Genomic DNA, 12,859 nt, shown 5'->3' with positions numbered 1-12,859 from the left:
ACTTTTTTGCATCCGTAATATTGCAGTTTGAGGACGTTATCCAGATAAAGGGCGCAGTGTACAACTCTCTTCCGATTCCCCAATTGAAGCACGCACGTTTGAATGAATCAGAGGCTTGTCCTTTCTCTTTCTCTGTGTAGCTTTCAGTTCCAACATCCTGTTTGGACACCCACTGCTCCGCGGTGGCATCCCATATGGACACTGTACAATATAATCTCCCATCTATGGATGTGTGCTTGCGCTCCCACCCCATGGGCCCTACCACTTCATCAAGAATATTCTGGTCTACTCTCGCATCCTTATACAACAACAAGGAAAGTCCGTTCGTTTTTATCATTGAAATTCTGCATTCTATCTCATCAGCTTTTAAAGTTCTAAAGTCCATTACACATTCCTCCGTTCAAAGAAAATACCAATGCTATTAAATGCCATTTCTACCTGATCCAGTTCATTCTCAGTAGCAACCACGCGATAAAATACCACTTTTGTATTTGGCTGAACAAACGGAAGTTCATCATCCACATCCTCTCCTTGCAGAAAAGCTGGTTCTTTCAATACTTCTAGTTCTTCTTCCGGCTGAGCTACTTGTTGCTGCATTTCCTGCTTTACTTCGTTCTTAATCTGCTCTTCTCTGGCAATGGCGGCCCGTTCTTCGGCCTTTGCTCTGGCAATCTCTGCCTGCAGCCGGCGCTCCTCTTCCTGTTTACGCCGTTCCTCTTCTCTGACAAGAATCTCAGCTTTCTGGCGCTCGTACAGATTGATCACATCGATTGCCTTGGCCATGCTGAGCGTGTCCACGTACACCTCGATTGCTTCGGATTCTTTCTCGGACTGCATTGCGAGGATAGCGTCTATCGTTATCCTCGCATCTTCCACATACTTCGAAATTTCCTCCCGTATTGTTTTAATGGAAGTGGAGACATTCTCCCACTTCGGATTAAATATCTTCTCGAAAGGAAGATAGCTCCCCATATCTCCAATGATTTCGTCGTAAATCTTTCGGCACTGTACACGCTTTTCTGCTTTCTTTTTGGCGTCAAACTCTTTCACCTGGTCATCAATCAGTTGGATCGGCTCATCGATCTTCTTTGTCAGGTTTTTCATCTGCTCCTCAAATGCGTCGCACGGTTCCATCCATTTTTTCTTTGTGGCTTTCCGGGCTTCATCGATTTCTTTTTTGAGTCTTCGTAATCCGGCCACCTCGCCTTTTGCAATATCCTTTGTTTCCTCTGTAAAAACGGCACCCTTATACTCCGCCAATTTTGTATCGAGCTGCTTATTCAGCTCCTCAAAGTTAAGTTCTATGGTTCCAGGGTTCTGGTTAACCCTCAATGCTAACTGGTTCATTATTTTCCTCCAATCTGTAATTTTCAGCTTTCCGCCTATGCATACTCTTCTCTATCCGATCCACTTCCTGTCTGGCCAGACACTCACGATCGGCCCATTCCATGTAATCGTCGTCATCCCAATCGTCTCTTCGACTCACAACTATTCCTCCACATTCTCCTCATGGGAAAATAATATTTCACACATACATGCGTATAGTAATGCTACGTCTACTTTCGGACGCTCATTTTCGGTTCCCAGCACGGCATCAATCTTCTTAATATCATCTTTCATAAATCCATTTAAAATCCTAATATGTGCATCCGTCATAACCTCCAATAAGATGTTCTCATCCACAAGTTGCATTTCCTGTTTGTTTCCCATCTCTGGATCAAGATGCGCTGCGGAGAGTACCATTTTTATTGCTCCATCTGCATAAGCCTTAGAAACGTCCTCCTCTAACGTTTTTCTAAATTGTGCTATAGCGATTGTTAGCTCAGCTGCTATTTCCGCAGGGTCTCCTTTTAATGTAACAAGTCCATTTTCCGAATGTATCATTTACTTTCTCCTCCAAAATTGTTATAATGTAATTGATTTTTTAATCAGAGCGCTTGTCCTTGCCGGGACTTTCTAAGCGCTCCTTTTTATATTGCGTATCCGAACGCCAGCCAGTACAGGACCATGCTGCACAATATAATGATCGGCACTGCCGTGATCACAATGCCTGCTCCGTCGCTCCGGCGTCTGCGCCGGTACTTTCTTCTTGACAATGCTCCACCTCCTCCCGATCCCCATTGAAATACCACTTGATACACATCTCACGTTCCTTCTCTTCCTCCTGATCAGTAATCGCCCCTATGGACAATGCAAAAGATATCTGTGCACGCCTCCAGTTATATTTCGTGTCTGAAGGATCTTCTTCGTATGGACTTACCGCATCTAAAAGATGCTTTATTTCTTCCTGGTTCATCATGGGCCTGTCCTCCTCTCCCCGCCTAAGCGGTTTTATCCTTCTCTTTGTTTTTCTTAAAAAGCAGCAGCCCTTCTGCCAGCTCCTTAATACTTCTCTTCTCCTCTTCCTCGGATTCATACACCTCTGAGTAAGCCCTTACTTTAATTTCTTCCATACCAACACCTCCCTGTATTGATACTGTATGATTGGCTGGTTGTACTTGTTACTTAAATCTCCTATAATCTAATTACAGGCACTGCCATGCCGAGTAATTACGAAAGGAGGAACAGTTAGTGGATAAAAATATGATTGAATTAAGAAATAAACTACACCAAACATCTATGGAAATTGAATATGAAATAGACAAAAGTGATTGTGATAAAAACACAAAAAATCTCATCTACTCTGCTACCAAACCTTATGAACACTTACTAACTTCCATATTGGATTATCTTGAGAGCATTTCTTGATCTTCGGCATCGTCTTCACAAGAGGGCGATGCTTTTACACTAATGAATGAAGACAATTCGTTAACCTTCACCTTCAGCATCGCTGTTGCATCTTCGATTTCTTTGATTTTTTTTAACACTTCATCTTCATCAAATTCAACCTTCATATACATCTCTGCCATCTACACCACCTCCTTTACTTTGTCCTGCTAATCCGCAAATGTTCCTAACTGTTCATATTGTCTTTTTCTTTCCTATCTTCTATACTTTCCTTACAGGCACTGCCATGCCGAGTAATTGCGAAAGGAGAATAATAACATGAAATCTTTTAACGATTTTTGGACTTCTTTAAGTGAAGATGAACTTGCTTCAATGGCAGATATCGCCACAGAACGAGCTGCTAGTGTTTCAACCGATAATCCTAAAAGGTGCGTTAGGTACACAGATAGGTGTTGTAAGCACAATGATGACCATGCAGCTTCTCAATAAGTATCACGATTGGCTTTCAGAACAGCTTTAGCAATACTATGGCCATCCAAATCAATTGAATTACTGGACTCCATGCTGCTCTGTATAGCTTGGAGTTCTTTTTCTAACTCAATTACTTTTTCTAACTTGTCTATGACCCTATCCACTTCCGAATCATCAACAGAAACCTTTGCCTTTACCTCTATGATCTTTTCCACTTACTCCACCTCCTTTACTTCGTCCTGCTCGCATACAAACAGTTAATTGAAACATTTTTCATATTATGGTAATATTCTTCCATATAACATATGAAAGGGCGAAAATACATGATTGATAAACTTCCGAGCATCCCTACAAAAATTCAAGAAAGCATTTATGAAGATGCAGCAAAACCATCCATGAAACAAATCGGATCTGCAACAGAAGTAATTACCAAAACACTTAATACCTTACTAATTCCGCTTCGTGCACTTAATGATATGACTGAAATTAAATACAAAAAGTTTATATCAGATTTTGAAGCCAAGGCCTCATCCATCCCAAAAGAAAACGTTCAATCCCCTGAACTTGCGACGGTTGGACCAGCTTTAACAGACTTGGCATTTTCTCTTGACGAAGAAGAAATTCGGGAAATGTATCTAAATCTTTTACTCAAATCAATTGATAACCGAACACCTAACGGTAATTTGCGAGCCTTCACTCAAATCATCAAACAGCTGTCACCTTTTGAAGCACAATTATTTAAGTATCTTTTTTTTGACACCGATACTCTTCATCCGTATGCCACAATTTCGGTAAAGTGCATGCCTTCTCTACGTTTCTCTGGGCAACGTATATTTGGCGCATCCTATCCCACACTTGTCACCAATGTTCGTTTTGCATCTGCGTCTGAAGAAATGATTGATTTGGCTCTGAACAATTTCCTAAGACTTGGGTTGATAAAACTACAACCAAATGTACTTGTTACTGACGAAAATGCATATGACTATGTTGAAGACAGCGAAACATATGCTCTTGCGTCAAAATTGCTTCATTCAACAAGTCAAACTGGTGAAGAATTTAATAAAATAGAGACAAAGTATTCTTCATTTTCACTCACGTCCTTTGGAGATTCATTCTGCGATATCTGCCTGTTCTAATAGCTTCAAGATTTTGCCGGTCTGCGCGGATGCAAGTTCCACTTGATCGGCAAGATTATTAAACGTCATCAATTTTTCAAGAATTTCTATCATACTTAATTTCAAGTCCCTACATTCCTGCTCAAGTTTAAGTATTCTCACTTCCAATTCGTCCATCTACACCACCTCCTTTGCTTCGTCTTTCTCAAACAGATATTTCATATCTAGGTCTGGGAAAAATCCATCCCTAATCTTCAATGCCTCTTCGACAGAAAAGTGGCTGGAGCATTGCTAATTCATTGTTGGTAAAATGTTCATACTTTTTATTCATGATTCACCTCGCTCTCCGTTCATCTTGTTGAACTTTTAATCCAAAAAAATATCACTTACTTTCTTGTTTAGTGCATTCGCAATTTTGAATAATGTCTCCGTCGTTGTCACTGTTATACTTCCATTTTCTAGACCTGATATGATTGTTCTTGATACGTTGGCTTTTTCTGACAACGCTGACTGAGACATTTTCATCTCTTCTCTGCACTCTTTTATTCTATATCCCACTCTTATCCTCCTTTCTTCGTTCACCATGTTGAACTACTCGTATAATATCATCATTCTTTTTTGTTGTCAAGTATGTTGAACAAAATAATTGACTTTCACTAATCATCATTGTATAATATGTTAAACAGTATTTGAAAGAGGTGAGATGATGACACTTGGTGATATAGTAAAAAGATATAGGGCAGATAATGAAATAAGTATGGATGAATTTTCAAAGAGATGTTCCCTTAGCAAGGGATATATTTCAATGTTGGAAAACAACATCAATCCAAGAAATAACAAACCAATCGCCCCAACTCTCCCGTCTATTAAAAAAATTGCCAATGGGATGAATACAGATGTTGATACACTGTTAAAAATGCTCGATAACAATCAAGAAATAAACCTCAAAGAGGAGCAACTTATAACCAACATCTATCCAATTGAACTAAAGCGCTTCCCCCTCCTCGGAGAGATAGCCTGTGGTGTTCCTAAATTCGCCAACGAAGACCGGGAATCCTACGTTATGGCTGGTACTGATATAGATGCCGATTTTTGCCTGAAAGCAAAAGGCGACAGTATGGTAAACGCAAGAATCCAAGACGGTGACATCGTGTTTATCAAACAACAAGACATAGTAGAAAATGGCGAGATTGCTGCCGTTGTGGTAAACAATGATAGCGAGGCTACTCTCAAACGATTTTATTATTATAAAGAAAAAGCGATGATGATTCTCAGAGCAGAGAACCCACAGTATGAAGACCAGATTTACACGGAAGAAGAGTTGAATCAGGTACACATCTTAGGCAAAGCAGTTGCATTCCAGAGTGATGTGATCTAAACACGAGGAGGTTTCTTATGGGATTGTTTGATTTTTTGTTTTCTACTAAAAAGGAAAGAACATTAACAAAGGACACTATTTACCAAAAATACTATTCAGATTATACAGACAAACCATATATTTCCGATGAGCGGGATATATCTGAATGGCTGGAACGTATAGAACTGTTCCCAAAACAAAGTTTAATCCCAAAGTCTGTAATGAAACGCTATGCTGATGGACTTCTCCCAGGACATGTATATATGCTATATTGGCTTAACAAATACACGGGTAAAAAAGTGCCTTCATATTTCGAATACAAATACGGAATCGACTTTGAGCACGAAAAACCATTCCTTATTTCTAACGGATTTTTAGAAAATGATCAGCCCACAAAAAAAGGGTTAAACGCTATCGAAAAACATATATCTGTCATCAATAAACACCAAGAAGGGAATAAAAAACCAAAACGAGACAAGGAATCCATCAAAAAACAAATTCTTGAGCAAAAGAAAAGTCTTGTAAGGAACGGATTTTCTTTTTACGAATACATAGCCTGTAAAGACTCTTGTGAGATATGTAAGAGACTTGATGGAAAGGTTTTTCCTATTTCAGAATTGACACCAGGAGTTAATGCTCCACCGATGTGCGATAATTGCAGGTGCTCCATATCCGCAAGGGAAGATGATGGCGACTATAACGCATGGTTAGACTTCCTAAGCAAAGGTGGCACAACAGAAGGATGGAATAAATTAAGGAAATGAATAATTACATCATCTACTTTATTCCGAATCTTCGGAGCGGTAAGATGATTTGATTATATAATATGTATGGGGAAGGTTGCAGGAAAAATCATGAAGGGAGCTGATCGAGTGGAATTAAGCATTGAAGATTTGCGTAAAATATGTACACCTGAGAACATCGAGCTAACCATGCACGCTGCAAAGCGGCTGGAACAGCGTGGTATCTTATTGAAAGATGTTATTGCCTGTATTCTGAATGGCGAGATAATCGAACAATACCCATCCGATTATCCTCATCCGAGCGTTTTAATACTTGGAATGTCTATGGGTAAAAAATATTTGCATACTGTAATCGGCAGTGATCTGTCAACATTATGGATTGTAACAGCGTATTTCCCGGATCTATCAAAATGGGAATCTGATTTTAAAACAAGAAAGGAGTAACAACTATGACTTGTTTCATTTGTAAAGGTAATTTAGAACAATCAACCACCACATACATGACAGACTATAACGGGTGCTATATTATCATCAAAAATGTGCCCTGTACTAAGTGTACACAGTGCGGCGAAGAATATCTGAATGGTGTTACATTAGAAAAAATCGAAAAAATTCTTGGTAAATTTAAATCCATTCTTACGGAGATTGCTATTGTCGATTTCGACAAAGCTGCATAGACGATACCGCCCTGCTCCGGAGAGCAGGTGCACATTGACAAATAAATCCTATACGGTATAATGAAGTTGCAAAAGCATAAACTATATTGAATGAAAGCAGAGGACGGAACGGGCAGCCGTCACCCTAGTTGGAGATGTGGGAATGTCACCCCACCTATTTCATTCAAGTAGCGATAGGGCGAGCAACTTCGGTTGTTCGCCTTTTTGTGTTAAATGAATAAATACTTATAATGATAATACTCTAAATGTCAAAAACAATTTAAAAAACGCCCGGTGCTACCAACACCAGGCGAAGCAATTAACTATACAAGATGCATCCGCATCCGATATAATCAACCAACAAACGAATTATATCACACACCGGATGCACCTTGCAATAGGTGTATTTTTTGTACCCTAAAATAATAAACTTACAAGGGGAGTGATGTAATGATAGCAATCTATGCAAGGCAATCACTTTTTAAAAAAGACAGTCTTTCCATCGAGCAGCAGACTTCCGGCGGGATCTCCATGTGTGAGCAAAACGGCTGGGAGTATCAGGTATATTCCGATGCCGGCTACAGTGGCAAGGACATGAACCGGCCGGGGTTTATCCGGATGCTGCAGGATGTGAAGGCCGGACAGATCGACAAGATCATATGCTACAAATTCGACCGGATCAGCCGGAACATTGCCGACTTCTGCTCCCTCCTCGAGGAGTTGCAGAAATACCACTGCGAGTTCCTGTCCATATCGGAGAACTTCGACACCACGTCCCCGATTGGCCGGGCGATGGTATATATCTGCATGGTGTTCGCACAGATGGAGCGTGAGAACATTTCCCAGCGCGTCCATGACAATTACTACTACCGGACAGAGCTTGGCTTCTGGGGCGGCGGATACGCTCCTTATGGTTATAAGCTGGCCAGAATCAAGTACAAGGGGAAGATGCACACCGTACTGGAGCCGGAGCCGGAAACATTAAGGGTCGTGCAGGACATTTACACATGGTATTTAGAGCCGAATGGAACTGCCACAACCATTCTCCGCAAACTGAACAATGAACTGCATATCCCCAGCAGGAAGGGCACACAGTGGACTTCACGGGTGCTGATGGATATTTTGTCGCGACCGCTCTATGCTCCAAATGACATGACCATGTACAATTACCTAACCGGCATCGGGGCAAAGATCTCGAATCCCGTGGAGGACTTTGACGGGAAAGCATCTGTGGATCTGTATGGGAAGAAGGGGGACGGGAGCAAGCATAAACGCTGCAGGGAAGTATCCGACATGTACTGCAACGTAAGTAGCCACGATGCAATCATCGATTCCGACACATGGATTAGAGTCCAACAGAAACGAAAGTCTTTACTTAGAACCCCAAACCGCGCGGGGACTGGGAAGAACAGTCCGTTCACAGGACTGATGACCTGCGAGTGCTGCGGCACTGGCGTCTCCTATACAAATTCCCGTGGGACACAAGGATACTACATATGCAGCAGCAAAAAGAACCGTGGCTGGGATTCCTGTGAGCAGGCACCCTTCCCGGTAAAGACGTCCAATCCGGCAATTATGGAAAGTGTCATCTCTCACTACGCGGATCCGGATGTAAGGCAGAAGCTGAATGATGTGAAGCTGGACAAAAAGAAAGAATCGCCGGCGGATCTGAAGCAGCGCAACTCCCTGATGGGCGAGCTGTCCACGGTACAGGCGCAGATTGACAACTTATTGGAGTCCATCGCATCCGGCAACCCGACGCTCATAAAATATGCAAATGATAAAATTGTGGAACTGGATTCTAAAAAAAATGAAATATCTGATAAAATAGACTTGCTAAATGACCGGAAATCGGATTATACTAAAGACAGAGAAAAGGTGATTCTGATCAGCCAGATCATCGATGACATCCCAGGTATCCTGCAGAACGGGTCCTTCGATGAGCGGCGCGATCTGTGCCACCTGCTGGTGAAGAAAATCGTATTTAAAAAAGACCATACAATCGACGTGAAGTGTACTATTTAGTACACTTCTTTTGCGTTCGTCCGTATCTACCGACCACTGAATGCTGTAATAACCGCACTCCTTTGCCGACTGAATCACCGAATCGCTGTAGTCCCCGTATGGCGGCCGAAACAACGTCATCTCCACTCCGGTCAGTGCTTTTACCTTCTCATGAACCTTCATTATTTCTTCTTTCTGCTGATCCGTGTCGAGCTGGCTCATGTTTTTATGATTTTCGCTGTGATTTCCCAGATCATGACCGGCTGCAAGAATCGCCTTCACGTCCTCGGGATACTGCTCCACCCATCCGCCGGTCATAAAAAATGTAACGTGAATGTTATGTTTCTTCAGAATTTTCAGGATTTTTTCTGTGTCTTCATTTCCCCACGCCGCATCAAAACTGAGCGCCACCTTTTTCTCATCCGTATCCACACAATAAATCGGCAGTTCACGGCCATTCGCCGTGCTGCTGACGGACACGTACCCGGCGCAGTACCGGAATGATGCCGCCAGAAGAAGCACCGCAGCCAAAACTCCGACCGGAATTTTCCACCTTGATGTCATAGTTTTTACACGCATAAAAAGCCCCTGCATATACATTTACTACATGTATATGCAATGAGGCTTTTACTTCTTGTCATATTTCAATATATGGATCGTTTTTCAATTTGTTATCATCATATGTTCCCTGTTTTCTTCAAGAAAAGTCCCGTAATCCAACACAAACTGTGCCAGAGTAAAACCGGCGCTCACCTCATCGCACTGCTCCTGCTCCATCACGAGCTGTCTCAGCATCTCGTCATCTGTCATGCCGCTCTCCAGCGCCTTTACCAGATACTCCCACTCTGGTTTTATTTCAATGCTCTTTTCGTCAAAATATAATCTGCATTCCTCATCCCATTCAATTCTCACATTTTCTTTCCATTTCATGCACTCACCTCCACCGTCCCATCAGGCACGATATATTCCTAATTCTCCGGCCATTTGTACAGCCTCCGCTCTATTTTTCACACCAAGTTTTCTGTAAATGTTTTTGTTGTGGTATTTTAATGTATTATAGGAAATATGATACAAATCACAAATGTCTGTCGATTTATTTCCTTTACATAACAAATGTAATATTGTATTCTCCATCTTTGTCAGCGGTTCCTCCACCAGGCATCTCTCTTTCAGATAATCCGGATAAAACTGTGCCTCTCTGTCCACTTCGTTCAGAACCTTCGCACAATACGCATCGTCCCATTCCAGACTCTGCGCCTGGAGAAGCAGCGGCTTTACTGCTGCTCCCTCCGCCGCAATGATCTGAGTGAACTTATACTCCTGCGCCTTACTTACTGCTTTCTGCAGATTGACCTGCCACTCGTTCTTGCCGAGCCTGTATTGCAGAATTGCTTTCAGAAGGTGAGCCTGAATCCAGAAAAATGTACGGTTATATTTTTCAAAATAAACCAGCACCCGCTCTATCAGTCTGGCGGCGTCTTCGTACTGCCCCATAACAATATACACACGGATTTTTACCATATAGCGATATCGTTCCAGTATATAGAACTCCCTGTTTTCATTTGGCGCATCATCTGCCAGCCAGTTTTCTACCGAAAGCTCCTTGTCGATATCCATATTTCCGGCCAGAAGCTTCAGCCAGACCCTCATGGCATCGATATTCGGCAGCAGCCGTAATGCATTCTCTGCGATTGCCTTTTCCCGAAATTCCATGAGAAGCGTCTTCGCAACCTGCGGCTGGTTATGACTGATATGAAGCTTTACCATGACCCCGATTGCAACAAAACACATCTCTATCTTGCCTTTCATATCGGCCATCGTATAGCCGCTGTTGAGCAGAGTCATGATTTTGTAGTCATCCGGATCGTTCTGTCCCTCAAAGCTTTTTTCAAAGAAGCTTTCCGCAAGCGCAATGTTGACCAGACCAGGAGAATGTTTTCCCAGCAATAATTCAACCGGTTTCTTCATGAGAATCGCCAGATTCCTGTCATTCTTACTCCATTCACAGAAATCCAGTCCCCCGTTCATGATTGACGGCAGATTGCTCGTAACCGAAAATTCCGGCATCTGTATCTCCTTGTTCGTCACCATGATTGCAGTGTTTTTCAGCGTTTTTATGATGTTGGTGATTCCTCTGTGCGGCAGTGCAATATCAAGATACGCCCGCCTCATGGTCGCTTCTTTTCTCGACCGTTTTCCTACCTCCTGACGCTTCTCGTATTGCACTAACTGATCATACCAGTACTCACTCTCCTCCGTCTGCATCAGCAGGGAGTGCAGCATGCTCATCCCACACATCAGCAGCGGTGATTTCACGATCATCTCCTTCGGCAGGCTGAGATAATATCTTCTCGTCTCAAAAAAATGTCCTGTTCCCGTATGTTTTTCTGCATTCTTTATCAAAAACTGAAAAATCCGCTCCCGGTCATCTGCCAGCTCATAATAGTATAAGGCATTTTCAATATCATTTCTGATTTCATAGTAAAGAGCCGCACGTCCATAGATTTCATTCATCCATTCTTTTGAATACTCAATTCCGCATCTCCACTCGAGAAACCCCCGCAGCAACGGGCGCATCACATATGAATCATCCGCACCGCAGAAAAGAAATGATCCAACTGAAAATGCACGCTCTATCACCCGCCTTATATTCACATTTCCGGTCACCATCTCCGCCAGTTGCACTGTAAAGCTTGGAAATACCGACACCGCAAGCAGTACCTCTTTCAGTTCATTATCCCATTGTGCATAGAATGTTCGAAAAAAATAGCGGTACATATCCAGTTGGGCTGCCTTATATATATCCACGGAGTAATCCTTTCCGTCCTGCATGTGATATGTAAGCATTGTGACGCTAACTGGATATCCTTTCGTCTCATTCATAATCTCAAACACATCCGATTCATTCAAATCAATTCCATGAATCTGAAATATTTTTTTAATCTGTTTTTCTCCGAATAGAAGATCTCTCTCATCTGCCAGAATAAATCCATACTCAATGCAGGCAGGCTGCAGCCACGACGGAAGTCGGCTCCGTCCTGCCAGGATCATCGTCTTTCCCTTTCTGTCACAGATGTCGATCAGATCCAATATGTAATTCTCAGAATCCGGATCCACGATCCATGAAACATCATCTATCACAATAAAGGGCTGGTTTATCTCGTTTCCCTCGGGCATCTCATTCAGTCGGCCATCAATCCCTGTCAGAAAAAGGTGATCCTGCCTGCGCAGATAATATTCAATCGCCGCGCTCTTTCCGCTTCCAACAGGAGCTGATATGAACAGCACTCTCTTCTCTGCTTCTGCCGCTTTCATTTTTTTGTATATTTCAGGAATTTTCACATAGGTGTGAGCCATTAAATCACTTCTCCTCTTTGCTGTGTAAAACGGACGGTCAACCGCCGTTAGGTAGCAACACAGCTTTTTTTCTGTAGTCTGTCAATCTTATAATGCTGTTTTATATTATCATATTCCCTCAAAAGGGGCTGTCGCACTAGCTGATTAAATTCAGCGGTGCGCAGCTCTTTTTTTCCTACAGAAATGTCCTTTTTATTCCATTTCTGATTCATATTGATTTTTGGGCGTACTTGAACCAGACCTTCTATGAAAAGGTTGTTTTGAATTTTGATAGTTCAAAAATCATGCTGTTTTAAGTTCAAATAAATGCTGTCCTATTTTACCGGATTGTATTTTTCTGTGAAGTTTATTGATGTTATGAGCAATTGCGATCATGGTACTTTCCGCAAGGACATTCACAGTTCCGCGACACAGATATTTTCGAAAGGA

At 42.1% G+C, this 12,859-nt stretch carries 18 protein-coding genes and 2 pseudogenes; 7 read left to right on the top strand and 13 right to left on the bottom strand.

Annotated features, from left to right (window positions below):
- The 7 genes and pseudogenes from BUB85_RS21280 to BUB85_RS18730 form a co-directional block, all read right to left on the bottom strand.
- Positions 1-385: pseudogene (locus BUB85_RS21280) on the bottom strand (hypothetical protein); the annotation flags it as partial.
- On the bottom strand, positions 385-1,347 hold the full coding sequence (locus BUB85_RS18745; protein WP_073113057.1) for a DUF1351 domain-containing protein: 963 nt from the start codon (positions 1,345-1,347) through the stop codon (positions 385-387). The gene BUB85_RS18745 and the pseudogene BUB85_RS21280, both read right to left, overlap by 1 nt.
- On the bottom strand, positions 1,322-1,486 hold the full coding sequence (locus BUB85_RS21605) for a hypothetical protein (protein WP_159434682.1): 165 nt from the start codon (positions 1,484-1,486) through the stop codon (positions 1,322-1,324). The genes BUB85_RS18745 and BUB85_RS21605 overlap by 26 nt, the downstream gene beginning before the upstream one ends.
- Positions 1,487-1,488: 2 nt before the next feature.
- Entirely contained in the window at positions 1,489-1,884 is a 396-nt protein-coding gene (locus BUB85_RS18740) for a hypothetical protein (RefSeq protein WP_073113056.1), read from the bottom strand.
- A gap of 157 nt (positions 1,885-2,041) precedes the next feature.
- Positions 2,042-2,299, bottom strand: a complete 258-nt coding sequence (locus BUB85_RS18735) for a hypothetical protein (RefSeq protein ID WP_073113055.1) — start codon at positions 2,297-2,299, stop codon at positions 2,042-2,044.
- 22 nt (positions 2,300-2,321) lie between these two features.
- Positions 2,322-2,453: a hypothetical protein gene (locus BUB85_RS22255; protein WP_278319615.1), complete on the bottom strand. Its 132-nt coding sequence runs from the start codon at positions 2,451-2,453 to the stop codon at positions 2,322-2,324.
- Positions 2,454-2,726: 273 nt separating this feature from the next.
- Positions 2,727-2,909, bottom strand: coding sequence for a hypothetical protein (locus tag BUB85_RS18730; RefSeq protein WP_073113054.1), 183 nt, complete (start codon positions 2,907-2,909; stop codon positions 2,727-2,729).
- A gap of 136 nt (positions 2,910-3,045) precedes the next feature.
- Between BUB85_RS18730 and BUB85_RS21600 the strand changes: the two genes are divergently transcribed.
- Complete coding sequence (locus tag BUB85_RS21600) at positions 3,046-3,216, top strand: hypothetical protein (RefSeq protein WP_159434681.1); 171 nt, start codon at positions 3,046-3,048, stop codon at positions 3,214-3,216.
- On the opposite strand, the gene BUB85_RS18725 is transcribed toward BUB85_RS21600, so the two are convergent.
- A complete protein-coding gene (locus BUB85_RS18725) occupies positions 3,210-3,413 on the bottom strand; it encodes a hypothetical protein (protein ID WP_073113053.1) in 204 nt (67 codons plus the stop codon). The two genes, BUB85_RS21600 and BUB85_RS18725, sit on opposite strands and share 7 nt — an antisense overlap.
- Positions 3,414-3,521: 108 nt before the next feature.
- Between BUB85_RS18725 and BUB85_RS18720 the strand changes: the two genes are divergently transcribed.
- Positions 3,522-4,334 carry a DUF4393 domain-containing protein gene (locus tag BUB85_RS18720; protein ID WP_073113052.1) on the top strand — a complete coding sequence of 271 codons (813 nt, stop codon included), beginning with the start codon at positions 3,522-3,524 and terminating at the stop codon, positions 4,332-4,334.
- Here the strand turns inward: BUB85_RS18720 and BUB85_RS18715 are convergent.
- Both BUB85_RS18715 and BUB85_RS18710 read right to left on the bottom strand, forming a co-directional pair.
- Complete coding sequence (locus BUB85_RS18715) at positions 4,308-4,490, bottom strand: hypothetical protein (protein WP_073113051.1); 183 nt, start codon at positions 4,488-4,490, stop codon at positions 4,308-4,310. The genes BUB85_RS18720 and BUB85_RS18715 overlap by 27 nt on opposite strands.
- 189 nt (positions 4,491-4,679) lie before the next feature.
- The gene (locus BUB85_RS18710; protein WP_200803597.1) at positions 4,680-4,871 is read right to left on the bottom strand and encodes a helix-turn-helix transcriptional regulator; all 192 of its coding nucleotides are present in this window, start codon (positions 4,869-4,871) and stop codon (positions 4,680-4,682) included.
- A 145-nt stretch (positions 4,872-5,016) separates the two neighbouring features.
- On the opposite strand from BUB85_RS18710, the gene BUB85_RS18705 reads away from it, so the two are divergent.
- The 5 genes and pseudogenes from BUB85_RS18705 to BUB85_RS18685 form a co-directional block, all read left to right on the top strand.
- Entirely contained in the window at positions 5,017-5,691 is a 675-nt protein-coding gene (locus tag BUB85_RS18705; RefSeq protein WP_073113049.1) for a helix-turn-helix domain-containing protein, read from the top strand.
- A gap of 17 nt (positions 5,692-5,708) precedes the next feature.
- Positions 5,709-6,434: a minor capsid protein gene (locus BUB85_RS18700; RefSeq protein ID WP_073113048.1), complete on the top strand. Its 726-nt coding sequence runs from the start codon at positions 5,709-5,711 to the stop codon at positions 6,432-6,434.
- A gap of 108 nt (positions 6,435-6,542) precedes the next feature.
- On the top strand, positions 6,543-6,857 hold the full coding sequence (locus BUB85_RS18695) for a DUF4258 domain-containing protein (protein ID WP_084534132.1): 315 nt from the start codon (positions 6,543-6,545) through the stop codon (positions 6,855-6,857).
- A 5-nt stretch (positions 6,858-6,862) separates the two neighbouring features.
- On the top strand, positions 6,863-7,090 hold the full coding sequence (locus tag BUB85_RS18690; protein WP_073113046.1) for a type II toxin-antitoxin system MqsA family antitoxin: 228 nt from the start codon (positions 6,863-6,865) through the stop codon (positions 7,088-7,090).
- Between the two features lie 429 nt (positions 7,091-7,519).
- Positions 7,520-8,611 (top strand): annotated as a pseudogene (locus BUB85_RS18685) (recombinase family protein); the annotation flags it as partial.
- A 294-nt stretch (positions 8,612-8,905) separates the two neighbouring features.
- Here the strand turns inward: BUB85_RS18685 and BUB85_RS22150 are convergent.
- From BUB85_RS22150 to BUB85_RS18670, 3 genes are all read right to left on the bottom strand, one after another.
- Complete coding sequence (locus BUB85_RS22150) at positions 8,906-9,652, bottom strand: polysaccharide deacetylase family protein (protein WP_084534131.1); 747 nt, start codon at positions 9,650-9,652, stop codon at positions 8,906-8,908.
- Between the two features lie 84 nt (positions 9,653-9,736).
- Positions 9,737-10,003, bottom strand: a complete 267-nt coding sequence (locus BUB85_RS18675) for a hypothetical protein (protein ID WP_073113044.1) — start codon at positions 10,001-10,003, stop codon at positions 9,737-9,739.
- Positions 10,004-10,024: 21 nt separating this feature from the next.
- Entirely contained in the window at positions 10,025-12,430 is a 2,406-nt protein-coding gene (locus tag BUB85_RS18670; protein WP_073113043.1) for a LuxR C-terminal-related transcriptional regulator, read from the bottom strand.
- Positions 12,431-12,859 lie beyond the last annotated feature (429 nt).

Origin of the sequence: Hespellia stercorisuis DSM 15480 (assembly GCF_900142165.1) — a bacterium.
GTDB lineage: Bacteria > Bacillota > Clostridia > Lachnospirales > Lachnospiraceae > Hespellia > Hespellia stercorisuis.
The sequence above is the reverse complement of the archived record's forward strand: the minus strand, read 5'-3'. Positions and strand labels throughout refer to the sequence as shown.